At 63.2% G+C, this 24776-nt stretch carries 22 protein-coding genes and 1 pseudogene; 8 read left to right on the top strand and 15 right to left on the bottom strand.

What is annotated here, in order from left to right; genetic code table 11:
* Positions 1–51: 51 nt before the first annotated feature.
* From M727_RS0109210 to M727_RS36115, 4 genes are all read right to left on the bottom strand, one after another.
* Complete coding sequence (locus M727_RS0109210) at positions 52–1161, bottom strand: epoxide hydrolase family protein (protein WP_084646681.1); 1110 nt, start codon at positions 1159–1161, stop codon at positions 52–54.
* 256 nt (positions 1162–1417) lie between these two features.
* Positions 1418–2038, bottom strand: coding sequence for an NAD(P)-binding domain-containing protein (locus M727_RS0109205; protein WP_027152442.1), 621 nt, complete (start codon positions 2036–2038; stop codon positions 1418–1420).
* A 73-nt stretch (positions 2039–2111) separates the two neighbouring features.
* Positions 2112–3065, bottom strand: a complete 954-nt coding sequence (locus M727_RS0109200) for an SDR family oxidoreductase (RefSeq protein ID WP_027152441.1) — start codon at positions 3063–3065, stop codon at positions 2112–2114.
* Positions 3066–3214: 149 nt separating this feature from the next.
* Positions 3215–3751: an NAD(P)-binding domain-containing protein gene (locus M727_RS36115; RefSeq protein WP_280944147.1), complete on the bottom strand. Its 537-nt coding sequence runs from the start codon at positions 3749–3751 to the stop codon at positions 3215–3217.
* A gap of 134 nt (positions 3752–3885) precedes the next feature.
* Between M727_RS36115 and M727_RS0109190 the strand changes: the two genes are divergently transcribed.
* A complete protein-coding gene (locus M727_RS0109190; protein ID WP_027152440.1) occupies positions 3886–4464 on the top strand; it encodes a TetR/AcrR family transcriptional regulator in 579 nt (192 codons plus the stop codon).
* Between the two features lie 135 nt (positions 4465–4599).
* Here the strand turns inward: M727_RS0109190 and M727_RS36110 are convergent.
* From M727_RS36110 to M727_RS0109175, 3 genes and pseudogenes are all read right to left on the bottom strand, one after another.
* Positions 4600–5012, bottom strand: a pseudogene (locus tag M727_RS36110) (nuclear transport factor 2 family protein).
* 84 nt (positions 5013–5096) lie between these two features.
* Positions 5097–5696, bottom strand: coding sequence for an NADPH-dependent F420 reductase (locus M727_RS0109180; protein ID WP_027152439.1), 600 nt, complete (start codon positions 5694–5696; stop codon positions 5097–5099).
* A 72-nt stretch (positions 5697–5768) separates the two neighbouring features.
* Positions 5769–6503, bottom strand: coding sequence for an SDR family oxidoreductase (locus M727_RS0109175; protein ID WP_027152438.1), 735 nt, complete (start codon positions 6501–6503; stop codon positions 5769–5771).
* A gap of 228 nt (positions 6504–6731) precedes the next feature.
* Between M727_RS0109175 and M727_RS0109170 the strand changes: the two genes are divergently transcribed.
* Positions 6732–7625 carry a LysR family transcriptional regulator gene (locus M727_RS0109170; RefSeq protein WP_027152437.1) on the top strand — a complete coding sequence of 298 codons (894 nt, stop codon included), beginning with the start codon at positions 6732–6734 and terminating at the stop codon, positions 7623–7625.
* A 438-nt stretch (positions 7626–8063) separates the two neighbouring features.
* Here M727_RS0109170 and guaA read toward each other — a convergent pair whose 3' ends face one another.
* The 4 genes from guaA to M727_RS0109150 all read right to left on the bottom strand — a co-directional run bounded on the left by guaA (position 8064) and on the right by M727_RS0109150 (position 12209).
* Positions 8064–9641 (bottom strand): glutamine-hydrolyzing GMP synthase, encoded by a 1578-nt coding sequence (guaA, locus tag M727_RS0109165; RefSeq protein ID WP_027152436.1) that lies wholly within the window; start codon positions 9639–9641, stop codon positions 8064–8066.
* Between the two features lie 56 nt (positions 9642–9697).
* Complete coding sequence (locus M727_RS0109160; protein ID WP_027152435.1) at positions 9698–10360, bottom strand: 5'-methylthioadenosine/S-adenosylhomocysteine nucleosidase; 663 nt, start codon at positions 10358–10360, stop codon at positions 9698–9700.
* 4 nt (positions 10361–10364) lie between these two features.
* Positions 10365–10823, bottom strand: a complete 459-nt coding sequence (locus M727_RS0109155) for a PaaI family thioesterase (RefSeq protein WP_027152434.1) — start codon at positions 10821–10823, stop codon at positions 10365–10367.
* A 96-nt stretch (positions 10824–10919) separates the two neighbouring features.
* Positions 10920–12209, bottom strand: a complete 1290-nt coding sequence (locus tag M727_RS0109150) for an RsmB/NOP family class I SAM-dependent RNA methyltransferase (RefSeq protein WP_027152433.1) — start codon at positions 12207–12209, stop codon at positions 10920–10922.
* A gap of 288 nt (positions 12210–12497) precedes the next feature.
* Here M727_RS0109150 and M727_RS0109145 point away from each other — a divergent pair, with 288 nt between their 5' ends.
* Positions 12498–13175, top strand: a complete 678-nt coding sequence (locus M727_RS0109145; RefSeq protein WP_027152432.1) for an aquaporin — start codon at positions 12498–12500, stop codon at positions 13173–13175.
* A 72-nt stretch (positions 13176–13247) separates the two neighbouring features.
* On the opposite strand, the gene katG is transcribed toward M727_RS0109145, so the two are convergent.
* Positions 13248–15449, bottom strand: a complete 2202-nt coding sequence (gene katG, locus M727_RS0109140; RefSeq protein ID WP_027152431.1) for a catalase/peroxidase HPI — start codon at positions 15447–15449, stop codon at positions 13248–13250.
* Between the two features lie 159 nt (positions 15450–15608).
* Here katG and M727_RS0109135 point away from each other — a divergent pair, with 159 nt between their 5' ends.
* The 5 genes from M727_RS0109135 to M727_RS0109110 all read left to right on the top strand — a co-directional run bounded on the left by M727_RS0109135 (position 15609) and on the right by M727_RS0109110 (position 20943).
* Positions 15609–16517, top strand: a complete 909-nt coding sequence (locus M727_RS0109135) for a hydrogen peroxide-inducible genes activator (RefSeq protein WP_027152430.1) — start codon at positions 15609–15611, stop codon at positions 16515–16517.
* Between the two features lie 243 nt (positions 16518–16760).
* Positions 16761–17891, top strand: coding sequence for a TRAP transporter substrate-binding protein (locus M727_RS0109130; RefSeq protein WP_027152429.1), 1131 nt, complete (start codon positions 16761–16763; stop codon positions 17889–17891).
* Between the two features lie 70 nt (positions 17892–17961).
* Complete coding sequence (locus M727_RS0109125; RefSeq protein WP_027152428.1) at positions 17962–18609, top strand: TRAP transporter small permease subunit; 648 nt, start codon at positions 17962–17964, stop codon at positions 18607–18609.
* Complete coding sequence (locus M727_RS0109120) at positions 18606–20027, top strand: TRAP transporter large permease subunit (protein ID WP_027152427.1); 1422 nt, start codon at positions 18606–18608, stop codon at positions 20025–20027. Before M727_RS0109125 ends, M727_RS0109120 begins: the two co-directional genes overlap by 4 nt.
* 391 nt (positions 20028–20418) lie before the next feature.
* The gene (locus M727_RS0109110; protein WP_027152426.1) at positions 20419–20943 is read left to right on the top strand and encodes a hypothetical protein; all 525 of its coding nucleotides are present in this window, start codon (positions 20419–20421) and stop codon (positions 20941–20943) included.
* 61 nt (positions 20944–21004) lie between these two features.
* On the opposite strand, the gene M727_RS0109105 is transcribed toward M727_RS0109110, so the two are convergent.
* The 3 genes from M727_RS0109105 to M727_RS0109095 all read right to left on the bottom strand — a co-directional run bounded on the left by M727_RS0109105 (position 21005) and on the right by M727_RS0109095 (position 24774).
* Entirely contained in the window at positions 21005–22777 is a 1773-nt protein-coding gene (locus M727_RS0109105) for an AMP-binding protein (RefSeq protein ID WP_027152425.1), read from the bottom strand.
* Positions 22778–22975: 198 nt separating this feature from the next.
* The gene (gene hisG, locus M727_RS0109100) at positions 22976–23677 is read right to left on the bottom strand and encodes an ATP phosphoribosyltransferase (RefSeq protein ID WP_027152424.1); all 702 of its coding nucleotides are present in this window, start codon (positions 23675–23677) and stop codon (positions 22976–22978) included.
* The gene (locus tag M727_RS0109095; protein WP_027152423.1) at positions 23674–24774 is read right to left on the bottom strand and encodes an ATP phosphoribosyltransferase regulatory subunit; all 1101 of its coding nucleotides are present in this window, start codon (positions 24772–24774) and stop codon (positions 23674–23676) included. Before M727_RS0109095 ends, hisG begins: the two co-directional genes overlap by 4 nt.
* Between the last annotated feature and the right edge of the window lie 2 nt (positions 24775–24776).

Below are 24776 nucleotides of genomic sequence, written 5' to 3'. Positions count from 1 at the left end.
ATGGCTTGAGCTTCGATATAAAGCGGAGTGACGCGGATCACGCTTGCTCGTTCAGCTCACGGCGAGCGCGATCTCTCGCAAATCGTCGGCGTAGAGTTCCGGCGCTTCCCAAGCCGGAAAATGCCCACCACGCGGAAAGACGGTGTAACTCCGCACATTGTAGAGCCGCTCGGCCCGCTCGCGCGGCGCGAGCGCCAGATCATGTGGCCACATCGCGACGGCGGTGGGGACATGCACGAAGTCATCTGCCCGCAGCGGCGGCCGCAGCCGGGCGGCGTCGTAATAGTAGCGGACAGACGACCCGATCGTGTTGGTCATCCAGTAGATCGTCAGGGTGTCAATCAAGGCTTCGAGTGGCCAGACAGAGAGGATGTCGCCATCACAGTCCGTCCAGGCCCGGAATTTCTCGACAATCCACGAGGCGAGGCCAACAGGACTGTCGGCAAGCCCAAAGGCGAGAGTTTGTGGCCTCGAGCTCTGGATCGCCTGATAGCCCCCTTCCTCCCGGCTCCACAGTTGGAGGCGCTCGTCATAGTCGATCTCGGCTTTCGACAGGGGCGACGCATCTTCTGGAATCGGCTTCAGCGCGACCGCCGAGACATGGAGAGCCAGCAAACGCGCCGGATGCCGAAGCGCCATTCGCGTGGCAAGGCCGGAGCCGATGTCAGTCCCGGCCACGACGAACCGCCCATAGCCCAGCATCGTCATGAGCTTCGGATAAAGGTCGCTGGGCTCCGCCGCGTAGGGCCGGGTTGGCCTGTCCGAGTAGCCGAAGCCGGGCATGGTGGGGATCACGACATCGAATGCCGGCGTTCCCTGGGTAAGCAGCGGTGCTATACGCTGAAACTCCACGAAGCTGGACGGCCAACCGTTCATCAGCAGTAGCGGGATCGATCCACTTTTTGCGCTGCGAAAATGCAGAAAGTGTATGCCATGGCCGTCGACCGTCGTCCGGAAATGGGGAAGCTGGTTAAGCCGGTCTCGCCGCTGCGCCCAGTCATAGCCGTCACGCCAGAAATCGATGAACTGGTTGAGGACGCCGCGCTCGGTTCCCATGGTCCAGTCGTCAGTTACCGCGTCGGCCCAACGCGTCCGTGCGAGGCGGCTACGAAGGTCAGCGGCCTGGTCCGCATCATAGGGAATCTGGAAGGGAGTGATCATGATCGATTCCTTGGCTGTAGTGCAGAAGAAGACGGCCGACCGGTCTAATTCGAATTGACCTCCGATGTGCGCTTCAGCCTATTAGCATGGCTCGAACGTCGGGGCGGTGCTATTGCCGACTATGTGTTTCCGAGCCGCATTGACCATGCGAACCACATGGCACCCGACAGTACGCCCGACTCATCGGGTGACAGCCATCGGATGACCTGCTTCCAGTGGTGTTGCGGATCTGCCGGTGAGGGCTGATGTCGGTGATTCAGCCGATATCGACGTTCATGGCGAAGTCCCAGGTGCCGGCGCCGTTTTTGGCGAGGCCAATCATCATCAAACCGAGCGCCTCCAGCGTCTGGGCCATGTGTAAGCCGCCCACGTCGAGCGGACGCAGCCCGAGACTTTCGAGGAACGTCGAGACGCGCGCTTTCGCCTCCGCATCGTCGGCTGCGATGAACGCGTCGAGGCGTCCACCCTTCGCAAGCACGTGACCAAAGATCGTGTTGAACGCCTTCACAACATGCGCGCCGGCGGGGAGGCCCTTTGCGGTCTCCTGCGCGCCAGAACTGCCGTGGGGCGTGACGAGGCCCGAGAGATCGGGGGCAACCGGGTTGGCGATGTCGACGATCACCTTGCCATCGAGCGCTTTCCCAAAGTCGGCCACCGCCGCCGCTGCACCGCTGTACGGCACGGCGAGGATGACGATGTCGCCCGCGGGGGCGGCGCCGTATGTCCCAGTGGTCGCTCCGGCTCCAAGTTGGTCGGCGAGGGCCCGCGCCTTGGCGGGGTCGCGGCCGACCACCTCGACAGTGTGTCCAGCCTTGGCGACACGGCCGGCAATCGCCGTGGCCATAGTTCCAGAGCCAATGATGCTGATAATGCTCATGTGCAGTTTCCTATTGAGATGGGGCTAATGCTGGTGGTCTCTAGACGGGAGATCCGTTTATTGGTTTGACGAATTACGGGATCGCGATACGGCCCGCCGGGAAGTAATGGCCGTTGTCGAGGTCCTCGATCAGGCCCGGCTGAACTGGATCCCAGCCGAGAGTCTGGCGGGTGATGGCGTTGGACGCCGGAAGGTCCAGCGTGACCAAATTCGCGAGAAAGCCGAAGAAGCCCGGCAACATCAGTACGTCCGCAGGGATGGGCACGGCGGGCACGCCCATACGGCTGCCAATGGCCTCAGCGATCTCGCGGAACCGGATGCCGTCGCCCTCAATCCCGTGCCAATATTTGCCAGCCGGCCCCTTCTCCAGCGCCAGGCGGAACAGGGAGGCCAGGTCGCGGGCATGCACGGCCGGCCAGAGGTTCGTGCCGTCTCCGGGGTAACCGATAACGCCCTTCTCCTTCGCGAGACCGATCAGCAGCTTAAGGAAGCCGGCATCGGTCGTGCTGTGCGCGACGGGAGGAATTCGGACGACCGAAGACCGCACGCCCCGTCCCGCTAAGCCGATCACGGCGAGTTCCACGGCGTTACGAACCCGCAGGGTGCCCTTGTATGCATTGCCGCCGGGAAGAGCCGGATCTTCCTCGGTGGCTGGCCGGCCCAGGTTTTCCCACCCCGGCGCGCCGATGCTCCCCGAGACGACGAGCGGCTTTCCGGTCCCCGCCAGCGCCTCGCCGTAGGCGAGCATGATCTGGAGCTCCGCGGCGGCCACGGCGTCGATCCCGCCAGAGGGCAGCAGGTCTTGCCGGTGCGCGACGTGGATGACGCCGTCGGACTCCGCCGCCGCGGCCTTGAGCCCGTCGAGGTCGGTGATATCCCCGCGACGTACCATGGCTCCGAGCGCCGACACCGCAGTCGCGGACGTGTCCGACCGGGCCAGGCCTATGACCTCATGTCCGGCCGCGATGAGCTCGGGGATGATATACGAACCGATATGGCCGGTCCCGCCAGTAACTAAAACGCGCATACTGCTGCTCCTTGGGTAATGTGATGCGAGACGTGGTGCCGCGGCTCAGCCGAGGAGGCTGACGCGGATTGAGAAGTTGGTGTGTTTGATGGAGTGGGTCATGAGGCCCAGCCACAGCATGCAGGCGTGCTCTAACGTCCGCGCCACAATCAGCCGCCCGGTATCCATCGGACGTAGTCCGAGGCTGTCGATGAATGCCGAGACGCGCGCCTTCGCCTGAGAGTCGTCCCCGGCGATGAACACGTCCAATGGATGGCCCCCGATTGGACCGGCAGCCAAGACCTGGGCGTTCTGGGTGTTGAACGCCTTGACGATAGTGGCATGGCAGGAGCAACCTTGGCGATCTCCTGCGCGCCGAAACTGTCTTCAGGAGTCAAGAAACCCGTGAAGTCGGATTTGATGGGGTTGGTGATGTCGACGATGAGCTTGCCTGCCAGTTTTTCGCCGTACTGCTTCACCACGTCGAGAACGGCCGAATAAGGAACCGCCAGGATGACAATGTCCCCGACCGGAGCGGCGCCAAACTTTCCGGTCGTCGCGCCGGCTCCAACCTGCTCGGCCAGCGCCCGCGCCTTGGCGGCGTCGCGACTCATCACCTCGACGGTGTGCCCGGCCTTGGCGGCGAGGCTGCCGATCGCTGCGGCCATACCGCCTGAGCCGATGATGCTGATAGTGCTCATGTTCATTTTCCTTGCGGGACGGGCAGCGCCTTTGTTGCCATTTGCGCAGACGCACTCTATTTAGTGGTTCACCGATCCGATTAACAACCGGATCATCGATCCACATATACGGATCACTGATCCGGTTATCAAGGCATCTCATGCGAGCCGACGCAAAAAAAAATTACAACCATATCCTCGCGATCGCGCGTGACGTCGTCACCGAGCACGGTATCAATGCGTCTATGCGCGATATCGCCCGCCGGGCCGACGTCGGGTTGGCCACGCTGCTGCGTCATTTCCCGACGCGAGAAGCCTTGTTCGAAGCGTTGCTGAGTACGAATCTGGACGCACTGACGCAGACGGCAGACGAACTCGAAACCTCGGATTCGCCTGACGAAGCGCTCGAGTCCTGGCTTCGCGAATGGTTGGCATTCACCCAAAGCTATAGGGGCGTTGTCGCCTTGATGGCGGCGGCCCACACGAACCCAGACTCCGCGCTTTATGCTTCATGCGCCGCGGTGCACTCAGCGAGCGCGCAACTGCTGCTCCGTGCTCAGGCCGAAGGGACGGCGCGCGCCGATATGAATGGGGACGACCTGTTCGCCCTGATGACGGCACTCGGCTGGGCGGTCGACCAACCCTCATTCGCGCCGCGGGCCGATCATCTCTTTCGCATCATTACGGGCGCCATCTTGGCGAACCCGTCGAGCAACGATGTCAAAAAAGCAGCATGTTGAACCGGATCGGCATCTGCTGCGCTTGACCGTCAAAACTGAGTATTCATCATACTGCTGACTAGAGGCGGAGCACTTCATCCTTTGCTTCTAGGCGTCACCTCGACCGCATCAGTCGGAAGGACCTACCAGCCAGCGCTACGGCAGCCCGGACGCGTCCACCTGCGAGGCCCGCGCCAGCGCCTGCGTGTCGATGTACTCCCGGATGCTCGTCAGTCTGCCATCCCGGACCGTGATAGCGAAGATCCAGTCGTCCTCGAACGTCTTGTTCGTAGCTTTGATCTTTCCCCTCGCGAAGCCGACGACGAGGAGCCGGTCTCCTTGCGCTACGAACTCCCGGGGTTCCGTGGACGTTTCTATCGACTTGGATGCCGTCTCAAGCAAATCCGCCAGCCCGGCGTGTCCGTGGCGTGTTCCGGCCAGCGGCCAGTCTCGCCCGGAATGATCCACTCGATGTCTTCAGCGGCCAGCGCCAGCAGACCCTCCCTGTCGCCGCGGCCGATTGCGGCGAAAAAGTCCTTCACGGTCTGAATATTCTTCTCAATACTCATGGAAATTTCTCCATTTCGCACGCATCGGATCGCGCTCGATCCGATCCGTGCATCGTGGCCATGCCGGTGGGCACGTCGTGTTCGTCAGTCGAATTTGACCAGGTCCTTAAAGATCAGATGACCCCAGCTATTTCCGCGCGCCTGCACGAGCAGTCCGCCTTCCGAAAGCCCGCCTAGCTTGATCGGCGCGAAGCCGAGATTTTCCGCGAGCGTACCAATCTGCGCTGCAGCGTCTTCATCATCGCTCGCCAGGAATACGACTCTCCTGCCACCCTTTACGGCCGGATCCTGGTCAAGGGCGGCAGCGAGCAAATGGTTGAAGCCCTTGACCAGTCTTGCACCAGAGAAAGCCCGCGCTATGAACTTGGAAGACGGCTGTCCCCCCAGTTCCTCAGGGGGCACGCCATAGGCATTGGTCACATCGACGATGGTCTTCCCCTGCCAGGTGGGCAGCGCGTTCGCGACATCTGGGTGCGACTCGAAACGAACTGCCAAAAAGATGATGTCCGCCTTGACTGCCTCCGCCAGCTTCTTGGGGATGATCGTAGGCCCGATTGCGGCCGCATCGGCCGCAAAGCTTTCCGGGTCGCGCGTGGTTGCCACGGATACCTCGATGCCCTTGCGGGCAAACGCCTTGGCCAGGGCTTTGCCGATGTTGCCGAAGCCGATAATTGCGTAGCTCATGTTTATTTTCCTTTGTTTTACCACGCCGGTCGGGCGCTGAATATCGAATGGAACCCGTCAAGGCGTAGCGGGTCAGAGTTGGGCTAGGCCGCCGTCGACGGCTACCTCGCTGGCGGTCATGAAGCTGCTGTCCGACGAGGCGAGGAAGGCTGCCGCCGCCCCGAGCTCTGCTGGATAGCCCATGCGCTGAAACGCAGTCATTGAGCCGTAAGCCTTCAAGCCGTCCTCTCCGAGCGCTTCGGTCGCGAGTTCGGTCGCGATGGCCCCGGGCGACAAGACATTTACCCGGATGCCGGTGCCCTTCAGGTCCTCCGCCCAGGTTCGCGCGAGGTTGCGCACGGCCGCCTTGCTTGCGCTGTAGGCGGTGAACGCCGGGGCGCCCGTGGTGCCGGCGCTCGATCCGGTCAGGATGATCGAGCCGCCTTCGCCCATCAGCGGCAGCGCCTTCTGAACCGTGAAGATCGTACCCTTCACATTGACGTCGAAGGTTTCGTCGATGTGCTCGGCGGTGATCTCGCCGAGCTTAAGCTGGCTTCCTACCCCAGCGTTCGCAAAGACGATGTCGAGGGTTCCGCGCTCGGCCTTCACCGCCGCGTAGAGTCGGTCGAGGTCGGCCAGATCGGAGACCGAGCCCTTCACCGCGCGGGCATTGGGCCCGAGGTCGGCCACAGCGGCGTCGAGCGCATCCTGCCGACGGCCGAAGATGAAGACGAAAGCGCCCTCCTCGATGAAGCGCTTTGCAGCGGCGAGGCCGATGCCGGTGGCGCCACCCGTGATCACGGCGGTCTTTCCATTCAATCTGGTCATATCGTGTATCCTTCGTTTCGCTATCTCGGGTCTTTGACTGTACGGGAGGTCTTCCCGGGAAGCTCAACATGGCGCTGCCGAAGTCAGCCAGACAGTGAGCAATCGCGCACATCGGTGGTGCGAAAACGATCCATACCGATAATCAAACGCCGCGATGTTCGCGCAAACTCCGGCTCTGTATGTTAGAATGAGCTTCGGAAGCCGCACTGCGCGGCGCGGGAATGCACCATGATCGACTGGGATGACGTTCGCTACTTTCTCGCGGCCGCGCAAGGAGGCTCAGTGCGGGCCGCCGCCAAACGTCTCGGAGTGAACCACGCGACCGTGCTGCGACGCATCGCCCAGTTCGAGGACCGCCTCGGGGCGCAGATGTTCGAAAAACTGCCTTCGGGCTACCGCTTAACAGCTGCGGGCGAGGAGGTCCTCGAGTTCGCGGACCAGATGCAAGCGTCGTCGCACCAGCTGGAAACGCGCGTCTTGGGGCGCGATCAAAGCGTGCGCGGGCTTCTGCGGGTGACGCTGCCGGCGCCCCTCGCAGCACACCTGCTAATGCCGGACTTCGCGGATTTCGTACGCCTGCATTCGGGCATCGAGATGGAAATCTTGTCGTCCGGCGAGCTGGCAAATCTGACCAACCGAGAGGCCGACGTGGCGATCCGTGTCGTCTACGACCGCGAAGCCCTGCCGCTCAATCTTCACGGTCTGAAGGGACCGGAGCTGTACGGCGGCTTCTACATGTCCGGCGATCGACTAGCCGAGTGGCAGGCGGGCGGGCCGGATCCCAGATGGATCGCCATAAGCGGTCATGGAGTACCGGACTGGACCCGCGAGGGAGAACTTCGCACGACTGGGACTCCGTTCCGGACCATGGATTTCGAAACGCAGATCGCGGCGGTCCGGCAAGGTATAGGCATCACGACGCTCCCGTGTTTCGTCGGAGATACCGATCCCTTATTGGAGAGGGTGCCAGGTACGAACCTACACCTGTATGGGCCGGTCTGGGTTCTCACTCAGGGGGAGACACGCAAGACGAAGCGCGTGCGGCTCCTCACCGAGTTCGTGTCCCGCAGACTCGCCGCCTACGCCCCGCTTCTAGCGGGGCTGTCCATATCGCGCGACTGACGCGCAGTAGATCGCCGGCGACGCTTGCCGGGTCTTGCTCGTTAGGGGAAGAATGGGGGTAAATGCGGGAACGTCGGCTTCTGTCGCAAACCGATGTACAACGGTGCAAGCGGGAATGGCCGCAAAGTCCAAGCTGAAAAAGTGAGCGTACCGCTTCTCAGGCCGCATGCGGAACGGCCGGTTTCGGGATCGCCATGCACACTCCTCACCGGCGACAATGGGGCTCGAAGCAGACCCGCCTTTGTGCACGCTATTCTACGCCAGAGCACTCCCGCCAATGGAAGCGGCTTTACACCATCCCGAAGCAGGCGCAGATCGATCCTGTAGGAAAGAAATGAAGTAGGCGAATTCAATGGAAGTGAAAGACGGACGGGAGCGGCAATTAAGCGGAGGCGAAAACCACCGCCGAAACTACGCTATTGCCGCCGTTTTTATCCCTCACTCCCACTCGATTGTGCCCGGCGGCTTGCTCGTCACGTCGTAGACGACGCGGTTGATGCCGCGCACCTCGTTGATGATGCGGGTGGCGGCGGCGCCGAGGAACGCCATGTCGTAGTGGTAGAAATCCGCCGTCATGCCGTCGACCGAGGTGACGGCGCGCAGCGCGCAGACGAATTCATAGGTGCGGCCATCACCCATCACGCCGACGGTCTGCACCGGCAGCAGCACGGCGAAGGCCTGCCAGATGGCGTCATAGAGGCCGGCCTTGCGGATCTCGTCGAGATAGATGGCATCGGCCTCGCGCAGGATCTCCAGCTTTTCGCGGGTGATGCCGCCCGGGCAGCGGATGGCAAGACCGGGTCCGGGAAACGGGTGCCGGCCGACGAAGCTGTCGGGCAGGCCGAGCTCCTTGCCGAGCACCCTAACCTCGTCCTTGAACAATTCGCGCAGCGGCTCGACCAGTTGCATGTTCATGCGCTCGGGCAGGCCGCCGACATTGTGGTGCGACTTGATCGTCACCGACGGGCCGCCGGTGAAGGAGACGCTTTCGATGACGTCGGGATAGAGCGTGCCCTGCGCCAGGAAATCGGCGCCGCCGAGTTTCTCGGCCTCTTCCTCGAACACCTCGATGAACAGCCGGCCAATGGTCTTGCGCTTCTTTTCCGGATCCGACTCGCCCTCGAGCGCGCCGATAAAGCGGTCCGAGGCGTCGACCAGGATGAGCGGCAGATTGTAGTGCTGGCGAAACATCTTCACCACGCCTGATGCCTCGTCCTTGCGCATCAGCCCGTGGTCGACAAGGATGCAGGTGAGCTGGTCGCCGACCGCCTCGTGGATCAGCAGTGCTGCGACCGAGGAATCGACGCCGCCCGAAAGCGCGCAGATGACCTTGCCCTTGCCGACCTGCTTGCGGATCGTCTCGACCGCGTGCTCGCGGTAGGTGCGCATCGTCCAGTCGCCTTCGATGCCAGCGATCTTGTGGACGAAGTTTTGCAGCAGCCGGGCGCCGTCCGGCGTGTGCACCACTTCGGGGTGGAACATGATGCCGTACATCTTGCGCTCGACATTGCCGAAGATGGCGAAGGGCGAGCCTTCCGATTTGCCGAACACCTCGAATCCCTTGGGCAGCGAGATGACGCGGTCGCCATGGCTCATCCACACCTGATGGCGCTGACCGGGCGCCCACAGGCCCTCGAACAGCGGGCTGTCCTTCTGGATCTCGACGAAGGCACGGCCGAATTCGCGATGGTCGGAGCTTTCGGCGACGCCGCCCATCTGCACGCACATGGCCATCTGGCCATAGCAGATGCCGAGCACCGGCACGCCGGCGTCGAAGACAATCTGCGGCGCGCGCGGGCTGCCGATGTCGCCGGTCGAGGCCGGGCCGCCGGAGAGGATCACCGCCTTCGGATTGATGCGCCTGAACGCCGCTTCGGCCGACTGGAACGGCACGATCTCGGAAAACACGCCGGCCTCGCGGATGCGCCTGGCGATGAGCTGCGTGAACTGGCTGCCGAAATCGACAATCAGGACGGTGTCGGGCAGGACGGTGTCGGGACGATTGGCTATCTTCATGGCGAGCGTTTAGAGAAAGAAACGAGTCGGCGCAATGGGTTGCGAAGGCGTCTCCCTCACTCCGTTTCCGCGTCATGCCATGGTCCAAACTGCAGCGTATCGGAGCCGATCGCCTGTTCCAGCCGCGTCACCGCATCCGCCAGCTTCTCGTCGATGACATGGAGATACTCCTTCCAGTCCCCGACATGCCTGAGATCGGCAGCCCCGTCGGAAATGCCGCGCAGGCCGACGAGCGGCACGCCGAACAGTTGGCAGGCTCGCAGGCAGGCGAAGGTCTCCATATCGACCATGTCCTCGCCAATCGCATCATAGGCGCTGCCGGAGATGATCGCCGCGCCGGTCGACAGCGTCGCCTCGCTTATGCCTGGAATCCTGAACGGCAGCGGCACCGTCACCGGCAGGTCGAGAAACGGCGTCGCGCCCTTCTCGAAGCCCAATGGCGAGGCGTCGATGTCGCGGTAGGCGACCGAAACGGCCTGGTAGATTTCCGTCTGTTCCAGTGTCCGGCTGCCGGCCGAACCGAGCGACACGACGAGATCCGGCAGCGCCTTTTCAGATTTGAGCCATGACAGTTCCGCGCCCAGCGTGACACCCGCTTCGACCGGCCCCACCCCTGTCATGACAGGCGTGAACAGCCGCTGCAGATGCGGCCCGTATTCGGCCTGCGCCGCCATCACGAAGAGGACGGCCCTGCCGGCAATTCTGACGGCCTTGCGCATCGGATCAGCCTTCGATGCCATCGCGACCGACCACCGTCATCATCGTTCCGGTCATGGTGGCGATCAGCTTGGCCTCGCCGTCGACGGCGAAGGCATAGGCCTGGCCATCGGCGACGATGATGGTGCGGCCGGGCTTGGTCACCGAGCCGCGGAACAGAAAACGCTCGCCCCGACCCGGCGCCAGCAGATTGACCTTGAACTCGATGGTCAGCACACTGGAGCTTTCCGGCATCAGCGAGAACGCCGCATAGCCGCAGGCCGAGTCCAGCGCCGTCGAAATGACGCCAGCATGGAGGAAGCCATGCTGCTGAGTCAGCGTCGTTGAATAGGGCATCTCGATCTCGATGATGCCGGGCGTCACCAGGGTCAGCTCGGCGCCGATCGTCGTCATGGCGTTCTGGCGCGCGAAGGACGTTCTGACACGATCCTCATAATTGGGGGCGGGTACGATCTCTGCTGCCATAGCTTGTCACGCTCCTGTCAGAAAAGCTTATTGCAGAGGTATGAGCAGCAGGCAATCGCTATTGCTGCACTGCAGCAATCAGCCCGCCGGCAAGGTTCAGCCACCCTTGCGCAGTGCGCAGACATAAAACCCATCGGTACCACTCAGCGCCGGCGACAACGCAATGCCGCCTGCTGCGCCGATACGTGCGGCCGCCTCGTGGCCCGGAAAGCGGCTGTCCCAGAGCTGGCGGTGATCGACCGGGACAAAGCCGCTGTTACGATCCCTGAAGGCAGCGACCTGCTCGCCATTCTCCTCGTCGAACACCGAGCAGGTGATGTAGACCAGCAGCCCGCCCGGTTTGAGGAAGGTTTTGGCGACATCGAGGATCGCCGATTGCTCGCCCTTGCGCGCATCGAGCTGCTTCTGCGTCAGCCGCCATTTGGCATCGGGCCGGCGCCGCCAGGTACCGCTGCCGGTGCAGGGCGCGTCGACCACGACGATGTCGATGTGGCCCGCGAGGGGGCTTAGTTCCGTCGGCTTGGTGACGATTTGCACGTTGCGGTTTTCCGAGCGGCGGATGCGGTCGAAGATCGGCGCCAGCCGCGCTTTTTCGGAATCATGGGCAAACACCTGGCCGCGATTGTCCATCGCCGCCGACAGGGCCAGCGTCTTGCCGCCGGCTCCGGCGCAAAAGTCGAGAACCTGCATCCCGGCCTCGGCGCCAGCCAGCGTGGCGGCAATCTGCGAGCCTTCGTCCTGAACCTCGAACCAGCCTTTCTGGAAGGCCGGTTCGGCCTGCACGTTCGGGTGCCTGCCGTCGCCCGCGATCGGCGGGATGCGGATGCCGTGCGGCGCAATTCGTGCAGCCTTGGCGCCGGTCTCGGCCAGTTCGGCGAGCACCTTGTTGCGATCGGCTTTCAGCGTGTTGACCCTGAGGTCGAGCGGCGGGCGGGTCGCCAGCGCCGCACCTTCATCGACCCAGCTGGCGCCGAAGGCCTGCTCGAAAAGCGGTTCGCACCAATCCGGAATATCGGCGCGCACCGCCGGCGGCGCATCGTCGAGCCGGCGGTCAACGATGGCCTTCAGTTCATCGTCGTTCAACAGCGGCGGCGCAAACTTGTCACCGTCGAGCGCTTCGTTCAACGACTGCGCCGTCTGGTTCCATTCGAGCAGCAGCGCGCCAAAACCGATGGCGCGCGGCGTATCTTCGCCCAACAGCCAGCCGGCCGAGCGCTTTCGCCGCAGCGCGTCGTAGACGATGTTGCCGATCGCGGCGCGATCGCCGCCGCCGGCGAAGCGGTGCGACAGGCCCCAATCCTTCAGCGCATCGGCGACCGGCCGGTGTCGCCGGCCGATATCCTCCAGCACTTCGATGGCTGCTGCCAGCCGTCCGCCCAGTCGCATCTTGTTATTCCATTACTCAGCAAATCAATTCCGGGGTCCTGCTCTAAAGCGCGCCACCGGCGCACACAAGCGGGGAGAGTCTTGCGGGCAGAGGGCGCTCGCTTCAGGTTTGCGCTGCCCCTCACCCTGACCCTCTCCCCGTGAGAACGCCAGATCAAACGCAGCTCTCTTGATATCAGCGGCCCTCGCATTGCTATGCTTTCAAACTTTTGAAGTTGCGATAGTCTTCCGCTGCGTGATTCGCCAAGAACTGCAAGCGGATCGGCGGGAAATTACAAGGAGAGGGCAATGAAGACTTACCTGGCGGAAGTTCTAGGCACATTTCTACTGGTGTTCATCGGCACGGCTTCGGTGGTGACGGGCGGCTTCGGCGGCGCGCTGCCGCTCGGCCAGGAAGGCATCGGTCTGGCATTCGGCATCGGCCTGATCGCGGCGGCTTATGCGATCGGCCCGATCTCGGGTGCGCATCTCAACCCGGCGGTGACGCTCGGCGTGTTCCTCGCCGGCCGAATGGAGGCCAAGGACGTCATCCCCTACTGGATCGCGCAGGTCATCGGCGCCATCATTGCGTCGCTGGCGCTGTGGATCATCGTCTCCGGGCAGGTCGGCGGCCATACCGGCGGCTTCGGCGCCAACGGCTGGGATGCGACGAAGTGGGGTGTCAGCTCGGCGCTCCTGTGGGAACTGATCGGAACCTTCACCTTTGTCACGGTCATCCTCGGCGTCACCAGCGGCAGCCACGCGACGGCCTTTGCCGGCCTCGTCATCGGCCTGACGCTGGCAGGACTGCACTTCGCCATCATTCCGGTGACCGGCACATCGCTCAATCCGGCCCGCTCGATCGGCCCGGCGCTGTTTTCGGGAAGTGCGGCGATCGGCCAGCTCTGGCTGTTCATCGTCGCACCACTGATCGGCGGCGCCATCGCCGGCGTGGTCGCCAAGACCCGTATCTTCGAGAAGGACTAATTTTCCAAGGCTTCAATACAAAAAGGCGCGGGTCAAGGCCCGCGCTTTTTTGTTAGAGAATCACTTGCCGCCTCAGGATCGAGCAAGATCGAAGCGGTCGGCGTTCATCACCTTGATCCAGGCAGCGACGAAATCCCTAACGAACTTCTGCCCGGCGTCCGCCGACCCGTAGACCTCGGCAAGCGCACGCAACTGCGCGTGCGAGCCGAAGATCAGATCTGCGCGGGTGCCGGTCCACTTGACCGCCTTGGTCTTGCGGTCGCGCGCTTCGTAGACTTCATCGGAGCCGGCGGCCGGATCCCAGACCGTGTCCATGCTGAGCAGGTTGACGAAGAAATCGTTGGTCAACGTGCCCGGCCTGTCGGTGAACACCCCGTGCTTCGACTTGCCGGTGTTGGCGCCGAGCACCCGCAACCCGCCGACGAGCACCGTCATCTCCGGCGCCGTCAAGGTCAGCAGCTGCGCCCGATCGACCAGCATCGCTTCGACCGACATCGGCTGCTTGCCCCGGACATAATTGCGGAAGCCATCGACTTTTGGCTCGAGCGCGGCGAAGGACTGGACATCCGTCTGTTCCTGCGAGGCGTCCATGCGGCCTGGCGTGAAAGGCACCTCCACGTCATGGCCGCCGTCCTTCGCTGCCTTCTCGACCGCGGCGACGCCGCCGAGAACGATCAGGTCGGCAAGCGAGACCTTCTTGTCGCCTGTCTGCCCGGCGTTGAACTCGCTCTGGACGCCTTCGAGCTGCGCAAGCACCTTCGACAGTTCGGTCGGCTGATTGACGTCCCAGTCCTTCTGCGGCGCCAGGCGGATGCGTGCGCCGTTGGCGCCGCCGCGCTTGTCGGAGCCGCGGAAAGTCGAGGCCGCGGCCCAGGCGGTCGAGACCAGTTCGGAAACAGACAGGCCAGAGGCCAGGATCTTCGCCTTCAGCGAGGCGATGTCCTGCTCGCTGATCAGTTCGTGATCGATGGCCGGGACAGGGTCCTGCCAGATCAGCTCTTCCTTCGGCACGAGCGGGCCGAGATAGCGGACAACCGGACCCATGTCGCGATGGGTCAGCTTGAACCAAGCGCGAGCGAAGGCATCGGCGAAGTGATCCGGATTCTCATGGAAACGCCGCGAGATCTTCTCATAGGCCGGGTCGACCCGCAGGGCGAGGTCGGTGGTCAGCATCGCCGGCGCGCGGCGCTTCGACGGATTGTGCGCGTCCGGCACGGAGCCTGCACCGGCGCCGCCCTTCGGCGTCCACTGATGGGCGCCGGCCGGGCTCTTGGTCAGTTCCCATTCGTAGTTGAACAGATTATCGAAGAAGTTGTTGCTCCACTTGGTCGGCGTCGTGGTCCAGGTCACCTCGAGGCCCGAGGTGATGGCGTCGCCGGCAATGCCGGTGGCATGCTTGCTCGACCAGCCGAGGCCCTGCGCCTCGATGCCGGCGCCTTCCGGCTCCGCCCCCACCAGCGATGCATCGCCGGCGCCGTGGGTCTTGCCGAAGGTGTGACCGCCGGCGATGAGCGCCACGGTTTCCTCGTCGTTCATGGCCATGCGCGCGAAGGTTTCACGGATGTCGCGTGCCGAGGCCAACGGATCGGGCTTGCCATTCGGCCCTTCCGGGTTGACGTAGATCAGCCCCATCTGCACGGCGCCGAGATGGCCCCGAAGTTCGCGGTCGCCGGAATAGCGCTCGTCGCCGAGCCACTTGGTTTCCGACCCCCAATCCACGTCCTGCTCGGGCTCCCAGACATCGGCGCGCCCGCCAGCGAAGCCGAACGTCTTGAAGCCCATCGATTCCAGCGCGACGTTGCCGGTGAGGATCAACAGGTCGGCCCAGGAGATCTTCCTGCCGTATTTCTGCTTGATCGGCCACAGCAGCCGGCGTGCCTTGTCGAGATTGGCGTTGTCCGGCCAGCTGTTGAGCGGCGCGAAACGCTGCTGGCCGGCGCCGGCGCCGCCACGGCCATCGCCGATGCGATAGGTGCCGGCGCTGTGCCAGGCCATGCGGATGAAGAGCGGGCCGTAATGGCCGAAATCGGCCGGCCACCAATCCTGCGAATCGGTCATCACCTGGTGCAGGTCCTTGATCACCGCATCGAGATCGAGGCTCTTGAACTCCTTGGCGTAGTCGAAGTCCTCGCCCATCGGGTCCGAGACGCTCGACTGCTGGTGGAGAACGGCAAGGTCAAGCTGGTTTGGCCACCAGTCACGGTTGGTCCTGCCGGCCGACCCATGCGCGACCGGGCATTTGCCGGCGCTGGTGTCATCGGTCTTTGCGTCCATCGTTCTCTCCGACTTGTTGATTTCCGGGATTGTTGATTTCCGGGATTGTTGATTTTCCGGACGGGCCCTGAGCCACGCCATTCTGGAATGGTTCCAGATTAGGCCGCCTTGCCGATAAAAACAAATTGCCTTTCCTGTTTGTTGCGATAGGTTTTGCTTATGATAGGTCTCACCGTCCGGCAGATGCAGTATTTCGAGGCGCTAGCACAGACGCTGCATTTCGGCCGTGCCGCGAAGCTGGCCGGCGTCAGCCAGCCGGCGCTGTCGTCGCAGATCGCGGAGATGGAGTTGCGGCTGAATTGCCGGCTGTTCGAGCGCGGCGGCAAATCGGTGCGGATGACCGACGAGGCGCTGGCCATGCTGCCGCGCATCGAGCGTATTCTTGCTGACATCCGCGAGATCGAGACCACGGCCCGGCGCGGCCGCCCCGCCATGGAAGGACGCTTCCGGCTCGGCATCATTCCGACGGTGGCGCCCTATCTCCTGCCGCATGTGCTGCCGGAGCTGAAACGGCATTTCCCGGCCTTGCAGCTCGAATTGCGTGAAACGGTGACTGCGTCGCTGGTCGAGGACACCGCGCTAGGAAAGCTCGACGCCTTCATAGCGGCCCTTCCCCTCGATCAGTCCGGGCTCATCACCGAGGCGCTTTTTTCCGACCGGTTCTTCCTTGCCGTGCCGGCCGGCGATCCCGCCTTCGCCTCGCCGCCGGTTCCGCCGGAAAGCCCGGCATTGGAAAGGCTGATGCTGCTGGAGGAAGGCCATTGCCTGCGCGAACAGGCGCTTGCCGTCTGCGGCAGCGTGCGACCGGTGGCAATGGCAAGTTATGGCGCGACCAGCCTGACGACGCTGCTGCAGATGGTGGCGCACGGGCTCGGCGTCACGCTTATCCCGGAAATGGCGGCAGGGCCGGCCAGCGCCATGCGCGATTTGAAGATCGTGCCGTTCCAGGAACCGATGCCGCAGCGCACGATCTGCCTCGCCTGGCGGCGCAACAAGGTCCGGCATGACGAATGCGTCGAACTGGCCAAGATCATTCGCGCCCTGGACGAGGCGGTGCTGGCGGCGTGAGGGTGGGGATGTCGGCCAGAGGGTCCGACCGCCTTGGCATGCCGCGCAGCAGTCCTACATTCGTTATGTAGGCCAGAACAAGGATAAGCGCCGACTAAAAAATCGTCGAATGCGGAAACATATTGGCGCTTGTGCCAGACCGAAGCCCGATGCCCGATGTCACCGGCAGCGAAACTGGTTGCGCAAGGGGCGAGTTCGCATATTCTGGTTGTGGCAGAAGCGTTTACAACATGGGAGAAGTAAATGTCCGACAAGAAAATCTCGCGTCGCGGGTTCCTGGAAAAGTCCACAGCCATCACCGCCGGTGCGGCTGCAGCGACGACGCTCTCGGCCCCGGCCGTACTGGCGCAGTCGCCGGTCACTATCAAGATGCAGACCTCCTGGCCTGCTTCGGACATCTGGATGGATTTCGCGCGGCAATACATAGAGCGCGTCGAAAAGATGTCCGGCGGCCGGCTGAAGTTCGAGCTCCTGCCCGCGGGTGCGGTCGTCGGCGCGTTCCAGGTGCTGGATGGCGTCAATGACGGCGTCATCGACGCCGCGCATACTGTCCCCGTTTACTGGTACGGGAAGCACAAGGCCGCGTCGCTTTTCGGAACTGGACCTGTGTTTGGCGGCAGCGCCACCACCATGCTCGCGTGGTTCCACCAGGGCGGCGGCAAGGATCTCTACCGCGAGCTGACGCAGGAGATCATGGGCCTCAACGTGGTCGGCTTCTATGGCTTCCCGATGCCGGCGCAGCCGTTCGGCTGGTTCAAGAATCCTGTCACGGCCACGGCTGAACTGCAGGGATTCAAGTATCGGACGGTCGGTCTTGCCGCCGATCTCATGCAGAACCTTGGGCTCAGCGTGGCGCAGCTGCCCGGCGGTGAAATCGTGCCGGCCATGGAACGCGGGGTCATCGACGCCTTCGAATTCAACAATCCGTCGTCCGACCTTCGCTTCGGTTCGCAGGACGTCGCCAAGCACTACATCCTGTCGTCCTATCATCAGGCGAGCGAGTCGTTCGAATTCCTGTTCAACAAGGACGTGTTCGACGACCTCGACGACGATTTGAAGGCCATTCTCGAATATGGCGTCGAGGCGGCCAGCACCGCGAACACCGCGCTCGCCCTCGACAACTATTCGGCCGACCTGCAGAAGCTGCAGACCGAGCACGGTGTCACCGTGCACCGCACCTCGAAGGAGATTCTCGACGCACAACTCGAGGCCTGGGACAAGATCATCCCGACGCTGGAGGCGGATGAGTTCATGAAGCGGGTGCTCGACAGCCAGCGCCAATGGGTCGAACGCGTCGTCTATTACGAGCTTATGAATTCAGCCGATCTGACACTGGCCTACGATCATCATTTCCCCGGCAAGCTGAAGCTCTAATTCGCGCCTCCGCTTCGGCAAATCCGGCGGTCTTGCGGGCCGCCGGATTGCACCTGACGGAACCCGAGACATGCTCCGCTACATTGCATTCGCCGATGAACTTTCGGCATGGTTTGGAAAGGTGTTCGCCTGGAGCGTCGTCGTCATGACGCTCGGCGTGAGCTATGAAGTTGTCGTGCGATACCTGTTCAGCGCGCCAACCGCGTGGGCATTCGACCTCAGCTACATGCTCTACGGCACCATGTTCATGATGGCCGGCGCCTACACCTTGTCGCGGGACGGGCATGTGCGGGGCGATTTCATCTACCGTCTGTGGAGGCCGCGCGTGCAAGCGGCGGTCGAACTTGTCCTCTACATCATCTTCTTCTTCCCAGGCGTCACGGCGCTGATTCTGGCCGGCTGGAAGTATGCCGCGCGCAGCTTCCGCTATCTCGAGGTAAGCTCGAACAGTCCGGCCGGGATTCCGATCTTCCAGTTCAAGGCCGTCATCGTGGCGGCAGGCATCCTGCTCTTCGTGCAGGGGATTGCCCAGGTGTTCCGCTGCGTCGTCTGTCTGCGAACCGGAACATGGCCGCGCGCGGCTGAAGACGTGGAAGAAACCGAGAAGGTGCTGATGGAAGCCAAGACGCTCGATGTTCTGCATCACGGTTCGGAAGCAGTCGACCTCCCATTCCTCCACCCCGACAATAAACCCGACCGCGACGGAGAAGACAGATGAGCGATCCCCAGGTCGCCGTCGCGATGCTGCTCATTCTGCTTCTGGCGATCTTCCTTGGCTTCCCGGTTGCGTTCACATTGATGGCGCTCGGAGTCGCTTTTGGCTATTACGCTTATCTAAATCCGGGGCGAATGTGGCGCGCCTACGAACGGGCGGTTGAGGATGGCGCCGACGGCTGGACGCTTGCGGAGCATTGGGTCGGCGGCTTCTTCAACAACCGCATTTTCGATCTGTTCGTGAATCAGACCTATTCCGTGATCTCGAACGACGTGCTGACCGCCATCCCGCTGTTCCTGTTCATGGGTTACATCGTCGAGCGGGCCAATATCATCGAGCGCCTTTTCGGCACCCTCTTTATCGCAACCCGGCACGTTCCTGGCTCCATGGCGGTCGCCGCCCTCATCACCTGCACCCTTTTCGCTACGGCCACAGGCATCGTCGGCGCGGTCGTGACACTGATGGGCCTGCTGGCGTTTCCCGCCATGCTGAAGGCGCGTTACGACGTCAGCTATGCCTCGGGAGTGATCTGCGCCGGCGGAACCCTCGGCATCCTCATTCCGCCGTCGATTCTGCTCATCGTCTATGGCGCGACGGCGGGAGTGTCGGTGGTCCGCATGTATGCGGCAGCCCTGCTTCCGGGCCTGCTGCTTGCCGGCCTTTATCTGGTCTATGTGGTGGCGAAGGCGGTGCTGCAGCCGCAGTTGGCGCCGAAGCCCACCCGAGACGAGGTGGGGCACTATTCGGTCCTCCAAATCAGCTGGATGCTGCTGACCTCCTTCGTCCCGCTGGCGGCCCTGATCCTCGCGGTGCTCGGCGCTATCCTGTTCGGCCTTGCCACGCCCTCGGAGGCTGCCGCCATCGGCGCGCTCGGCGGCGTCGTGCTTGCCGCCGCCTACCGGGCGCTGACGTGGCAACGCCTGAAGGAGTCCGTCTATTTGACGGCGCGCACGACCGCGATGGTGTGCTGGCTGTTTGTCGGCTCCGCGACCTTCGCCTCGGTCTTTGCCTATCTGGGAGGCCAGCAACTGATCAGCGATTTCGTCACCGGCCTCGACATGTCGCCGCTGATGTTTCTGATCGTCGCCCAGATCATCATCTTCATCCTGGGATGGCCGCTGGAATGGACGGAGATTATCGTGATCTTCGTTCCGATCTTCCTGCCGCTGTTGGCGCATTTCGAGATCGATCCGCTGTTTTTCGGCGTGCTCGTCGCGGTCAACCTCCAGACCGCCTTTCTGTCGCCGCCCATGGCGATGTCGGCCTACTACCTCAAGGGCATATCGCCGCCGCATGTTCAGCTTTCGGATATTTTCCGCGGAATGATGCCCTATTTGCTTATCGTCATCCTGTGCATGGTCATCATCTACATCTTCCCGCAGATCGTGTACGGGCTGCCCAACCTGATCTACGGGGGCTGAGAGACGGGGCGAGTGGAGGACAACAGATGAATTTGAGCCGCTTCCTGGCCGTCTTGGCGTTTGTAGTCTTTCTGGCGTTTTTCGGCGTCGTAATCCGGTTCGTCCCGCATCCCGATCTAGGCGTTGCGGTCGGCATCGGCGTCCTCCTTGCGGGCTACGATTTATGGAGCCAGTTGAGGTCTCGCGCGAGGTAACAGCCGGGCTTTGGGCGGTCGCGGGAAAGCTGCAAGGCTGCAGCGTCGATGCGGGCAATGAGCCGAACCGTCCGCTCGGCCTGAGAAACATCAATTCAATCAAATCCTCGTGAAGTGTACCGGACGCCCGGAACCGCAGACGCGTTCCCGGCATTGATTTTGCGGAGGAATCTGCGTCCAGAACAGGGAGCAGTGTTATGGCTTACCGTGATTATATCCATACGCCGGTGACGCCACGCGACATCCGATGGGGACTCCAACAGGGGGCCGTCGCGGGCATTGTCGCAGGCATCGTCTTTGCGGCGTTCGAAATGGCGGCAAGTGCGTTCATGATGGGGGCGGAAGCGTTCTTCATGCCCCTGCGCATGATCGGCGCCATCGCGCTTGGACCGGAAGCCCTCGATCCCGGCTACCCGCTCTTGACGGCCAGCATCGCCGGCGTGGTCGTACATTTGATCCTGGCCATCGCCTATGGGATCGTGTTCGGGGAGATTGCCGCAATGCTGCGAGGGCGAGCAGCCTTCATCGGTCTCGGCAGCATCTTTGGCCTCGCCTTGTGGCTCGTCAATTTCTATGTGATCGCGCCGATCGCATTCCCCTGGTTCCTGCAAGCAAGCCCGGTCGTGCAGTTCATTGCCCACACATTCTTCTTCGGTACCGTCCTCGGCTGGTACCTGTGGAAGTCGCATGAGAGAAGCGGGCTCGAAGGACCGGCGGTTTAGCCTTTGCCAGCACCGACCTGGCACAGTCGGATTGAAGCGGAAAGAGTGCTCACACCCCGCTTCAAGCCGTCTTCGGCGTCACTAGGCCGAGTTCGTCAACCATCGCCTCGCGCATGATAAACTTCTGCGGCTTGCCGGTCACCGTCATCGGCAATTCGGTGCGGAAGCGGATGTGGCGCGGGATCTTGTAATGGGCGATCTGGCCGGCGCAGAAGGCCTTGATCTCCTGCTCGGTGGCGGTCTGGCCCGGCTTGAGCACGATCCAGGCACAAAGCTCCTCGCCAAATTTCGGGTCGGGGATGCCGAACACCTGCACTTCCCTGACCTTGGGGTGGCGGTAGAGAAATTCCTCGACCTCGCGCGGATAGACGTTCTCGCCGCCGCGGATGACCATATCCTTGACCCGGCCGACGATGTTGCAATAACCCTCGGCGTCGATGGTGGCGAGGTCGCCGGTGTGCATCCAGCCGTCGGGATCGATCGCCTCGCGGGTTTTTTCCTCGTCGTCCCAATAGCCCTTCATCACCGAATAGCCGCGCGTGCAGAGTTCGCCCGGCGCGCCGACCGCAACGGTGGCGCCATCGGCATCGATCGCCTTGACCTCGACATGCGGGTGGACGCGGCCGACGGTCGAGACGCGCTTTTCCAGCGGGTCGTCGACGCTGCTCTGGAACGACACCGGGCTGGTCTCGGTCATGCCATAGGCGATTGTCACCTCCGCCATGTGCATCAGCGACACCACCTTCTTCATCACCTCGATCGGGCACGGCGAGCCGGCCATGATGCCGGTGCGCAGGCTGGTGAGATCGAAGGTGTCGAAATCCGGATGGTCGAGCAGGCTGACGAACATGGTCGGCACGCCATAGAGGCCGGTGCAGCGCTCGCCCGCCACCGCTCTCAGCGTGGCGCCGGCATCAAACCCCTCGCCCGGGAAAACCATCGTCGCGCCCTTGGTGACGCAGCCGATCGTGCCCATCGACATGCCGAAGCAGTGATAGAGCGGCACCGGGATGCACAGCCGGTCGTCGAAGGTGAGCCTGATCGCCGAGGTGACGAAATTGCCGTTGTTGACGATGTTGTTGTGGGTCAGCGTCGCGCCCTTGGGCGCGCCTGTCGTGCCTGAGGTGAACTGGATGTTGATGGCATCGCCGGGCTTCAGCCCCTCGGAGATCCGGTCGAGGCTATCATGCTCGTCGCGCCCGCCCATCGCCAGCACGTCGGTGAAATTGAGCATGCCGGGCGAATGCTCCTCGCCCATGCGGATGACGATTTTTAGCGCCGGCAATTTTTTCGCATCGAGCTCGCCCGGTGTCGCCGTCGCGATCTCCGGCGCCAGCGTCTCGATCATGCCGAGATAGTCGGAGCTCTTGAATTTGACGGCCGTGACCAGCGCTCGGCAAGCGACCTTGTTCAGCGCATAGTCGAGTTCGGCCTGCCGATAAGCCGGGTTGATGTTGACCAGGATCAGGCCGATGCGGGCGGTGGCGAATTGCGTCACCAGCCACTCCCAGCGGTTCGGCGACCAGATGCCGACGCGGTCGCCTTTTGCCAGGCCGAGAGCCAGGAAGCCTGCGGCCAGCGCGTCCACCGTGTCTGAAAGTTCGCTCCAGGTGAAGCGCTTGTCCTGGTCGACGAAGACGGCGGCATCGAGCGTGCCGTATTTGCCGACGGTGTCCGAAAGCAGCGCCGGGATCGTTTGCTGCAGCAGCGGCACGGTGCGCTCGCCCGACACATGCGCCCTGCCGTCGACCGGCGCGACAAACGTGGCCCCGTTGCTCGGGCGGCGGCCGCGCAGGTTGGTGGCATTCTTCAACTCGTCGAGATTGATCGGCATCGCCGTCTCCTCCGCAGGCGACCCGAGTCTATCAGCCTGCCGGGGTGGTGGAAATCCCGTTGATGGTTTTGGAGCGCAATCCCCTCCCCCTTGAGGCAGGGTGCCTCGCGAAGCGAGGCGGGTGGGGTCGTCTCGCGTCGAGCACTGCCGCAACGACCCCACCCGTCCATCCGCCTTCGGCGGCTGTCCACCCTCCCCTCAAGGGGGAGGGAAGGCACCCATCTTCGCCGCGATGTCGCGCAGAACAACCTCGTCGGCCGTCGCGCGCGGCTTCCGCGATGCAACCAGGCAGGCCTGCGAGCGCAGGATGACGCCGTCCGCCAAAACCTTCAGGTGATTGGCGCGCAGCGTCGAGCCTGACGTGGTGATGTCGACGACAACATCGGCCAATCCCGCCGCTGGCGCGCCTTCGGTGGCGCCGAGGCTCTCGACGATGCGATAGACTTGAATGCCGTGCTTTTGCGAAAAGAACTGCTGCGTCAGCCGCCAATATTTTGTGGCGATCCTGAGCCGCCGGCCGTGGCGTTGGCGGAAATCGGCGGCGACATCGTCGAGGTCGGCCATCGTATCGACGTCGAGCCAGATCTCGGGCACCGCCACCACGACATCGGCATTGCCGAAACCGAGGCGGGCGACGATCTCCGCGCGCGCCTCCCAGTCGGCGAGGCTTTCGCGCAACAGATCCTCGCCGGTGATGCCGAGGTCGACCGAGCCCTGGCCGATTTCGCCTGCGATTTCTGACGCCGACAGGAACGCCACCTCGACCGCTTCCACGCCTTCGATGCGGGCGCGGTATTTGCGCTCGTCGCCGGGCAGGCGGACGGCAAGCCCGGCCTTGGCCAGCACCTCCAGCGCCTGCTGCTTGAGCCGGCCCTTCGATGGAATCGCCAGGGTGATCATTGCGCCTTCTCCCGCAACGCTTCGATGCGGTCGAGCCAGACGGAAAAGCCGACGCCGGGGATCGGCGTTTTCGCACCGAGCAACGTCAGCAGCCGGTCATAGCGGCCGCCGCCGGCCAGCGGCCGGTCACCGTTTTCCGCCGCGATCTCGAAGACCAGGCCGGTGTAGTAATCGAGCGGACGGCCAAAGGCGGCGTCGTAGCGGATTTTTGCCGAGGGCAGGCCAAGCGCTTCGATCGCCCTGGCACGCACGGAGAAATTGTCCAGCGCCGCGCCCAGCGAAAGGCCGGCGCCGGTCGCAAAGGTTTCGAGCGCTTTTGCCGCGCCGTCGAGCGCCACATCGACTGCCAGAAAATCCTTAAGCGCCGAAAATGCCTCGTTCGACAGCCTGACGCTGCGCAGCTCGGCCTTTTCGATCAAGCGCCGCGCAATCTCGGTCGGCGACCGTCCGGCCGACGCCGACAGACCCGCCTGTTCCATGCCGCCGGCGATGTGCGAGGAAAGCGCTTCCAGATTGCCGTCGAGGACAAGGGCTGCGACCGCGCCGGCAAGCTGGCCGTTGCGCGGCGGATTGGCGAGGTCGGCCAGCGCTGCCTCCAGCATCGCCGCCGAACCGAAGGCGCGGGCCAGCCGCATGCGCCAGCCGCGCGGCAGGCCGAGTGCGGCGAGCACCGCCTCGAAAACAGTCTGGTCGCCGAGCGTGATCGTTAGTTCCTGGCCCGGCAGCACCAGCGAAAGCAGCGCATGCGCATCGGCCAGCGATCGGGCATCGGCCTGTGCGATGTCGCCGTCGCCGAGATCCTCGATGCCGGCCTGGAAAAACTCGTTTCCGCCCTCGCGGCGCTGGCGAAACACCTCGCCGAGATAGGAATAGCGGCGCGGCGTGCCGGCTTGGCTGGCAATGTGGTCGAGGCAGACCGGGATGGTGAACTCCGGCCGCAGGCAAAGCGTCTGTCCGGTCTCGCTTTCGGTGAGGAAAATACGCCGGCGCAAATCCTCGCCGGCCATATCGAGGAACGGGTCGGCCGGCTGCAGCACCGCCACCTCGACCGCATGCGTGTTTCGCGCGGCGAAGAGCTTTGTGATGTCTGATGCGATGG

Origin of the sequence: Mesorhizobium sp. WSM2561, assembly GCF_000513915.1 — a bacterium.
GTDB classification, from domain to species: Bacteria; Pseudomonadota; Alphaproteobacteria; order Rhizobiales; family Rhizobiaceae; genus Mesorhizobium; species Mesorhizobium muleiense.
Note: the sequence above shows the minus strand (reverse complement) of the source record. Positions and strands in the feature narration are given on the sequence as shown.

What these genes read in the sequence shown, in the direction of transcription:
- M727_RS0109210 (WP_084646681.1), bottom strand. Translation starts at nt 1,161, where the DNA reads ATGATCACTCCCTTCCAGATTCCCTATGATGCGGACCAGGCCGCTGAC.
- M727_RS0109205 (WP_027152442.1), bottom strand. Translation starts at nt 2,038, where the DNA reads ATGAGCATTATCAGCATCATTGGCTCTGGAACTATGGCCACGGCGATT.
- M727_RS0109200 (WP_027152441.1), bottom strand. Translation starts at nt 3,065, where the DNA reads ATGCGCGTTTTAGTTACTGGCGGGACCGGCCATATCGGTTCGTATATC.
- M727_RS36115 (WP_280944147.1), bottom strand. Translation starts at nt 3,751, where the DNA reads ATGAACATGAGCACTATCAGCATCATCGGCTCAGGCGGTATGGCCGCA.
- M727_RS0109190 (WP_027152440.1), top strand. Translation starts at nt 3,886, where the DNA reads ATGCGAGCCGACGCAAAAAAAAATTACAACCATATCCTCGCGATCGCG.
- M727_RS0109180 (WP_027152439.1), bottom strand. Translation starts at nt 5,696, where the DNA reads ATGAGCTACGCAATTATCGGCTTCGGCAACATCGGCAAAGCCCTGGCC.
- M727_RS0109175 (WP_027152438.1), bottom strand. Translation starts at nt 6,503, where the DNA reads ATGACCAGATTGAATGGAAAGACCGCCGTGATCACGGGTGGCGCCACC.
- M727_RS0109170 (WP_027152437.1), top strand. Translation starts at nt 6,732, where the DNA reads ATGATCGACTGGGATGACGTTCGCTACTTTCTCGCGGCCGCGCAAGGA.
- guaA (WP_027152436.1), bottom strand. Translation starts at nt 9,641, where the DNA reads ATGAAGATAGCCAATCGTCCCGACACCGTCCTGCCCGACACCGTCCTG.
- M727_RS0109160 (WP_027152435.1), bottom strand. Translation starts at nt 10,360, where the DNA reads ATGCGCAAGGCCGTCAGAATTGCCGGCAGGGCCGTCCTCTTCGTGATG.
- M727_RS0109155 (WP_027152434.1), bottom strand. Translation starts at nt 10,823, where the DNA reads ATGGCAGCAGAGATCGTACCCGCCCCCAATTATGAGGATCGTGTCAGA.
- M727_RS0109150 (WP_027152433.1), bottom strand. Translation starts at nt 12,209, where the DNA reads ATGCGACTGGGCGGACGGCTGGCAGCAGCCATCGAAGTGCTGGAGGAT.
- M727_RS0109145 (WP_027152432.1), top strand. Translation starts at nt 12,498, where the DNA reads ATGAAGACTTACCTGGCGGAAGTTCTAGGCACATTTCTACTGGTGTTC.
- katG (WP_027152431.1), bottom strand. Translation starts at nt 15,449, where the DNA reads ATGGACGCAAAGACCGATGACACCAGCGCCGGCAAATGCCCGGTCGCG.
- M727_RS0109135 (WP_027152430.1), top strand. Translation starts at nt 15,609, where the DNA reads ATGATAGGTCTCACCGTCCGGCAGATGCAGTATTTCGAGGCGCTAGCA.
- M727_RS0109130 (WP_027152429.1), top strand. Translation starts at nt 16,761, where the DNA reads ATGTCCGACAAGAAAATCTCGCGTCGCGGGTTCCTGGAAAAGTCCACA.
- M727_RS0109125 (WP_027152428.1), top strand. Translation starts at nt 17,962, where the DNA reads ATGCTCCGCTACATTGCATTCGCCGATGAACTTTCGGCATGGTTTGGA.
- M727_RS0109120 (WP_027152427.1), top strand. Translation starts at nt 18,606, where the DNA reads ATGAGCGATCCCCAGGTCGCCGTCGCGATGCTGCTCATTCTGCTTCTG.
- M727_RS0109110 (WP_027152426.1), top strand. Translation starts at nt 20,419, where the DNA reads ATGGCTTACCGTGATTATATCCATACGCCGGTGACGCCACGCGACATC.
- M727_RS0109105 (WP_027152425.1), bottom strand. Translation starts at nt 22,777, where the DNA reads ATGCCGATCAATCTCGACGAGTTGAAGAATGCCACCAACCTGCGCGGC.
- hisG (WP_027152424.1), bottom strand. Translation starts at nt 23,677, where the DNA reads ATGATCACCCTGGCGATTCCATCGAAGGGCCGGCTCAAGCAGCAGGCG.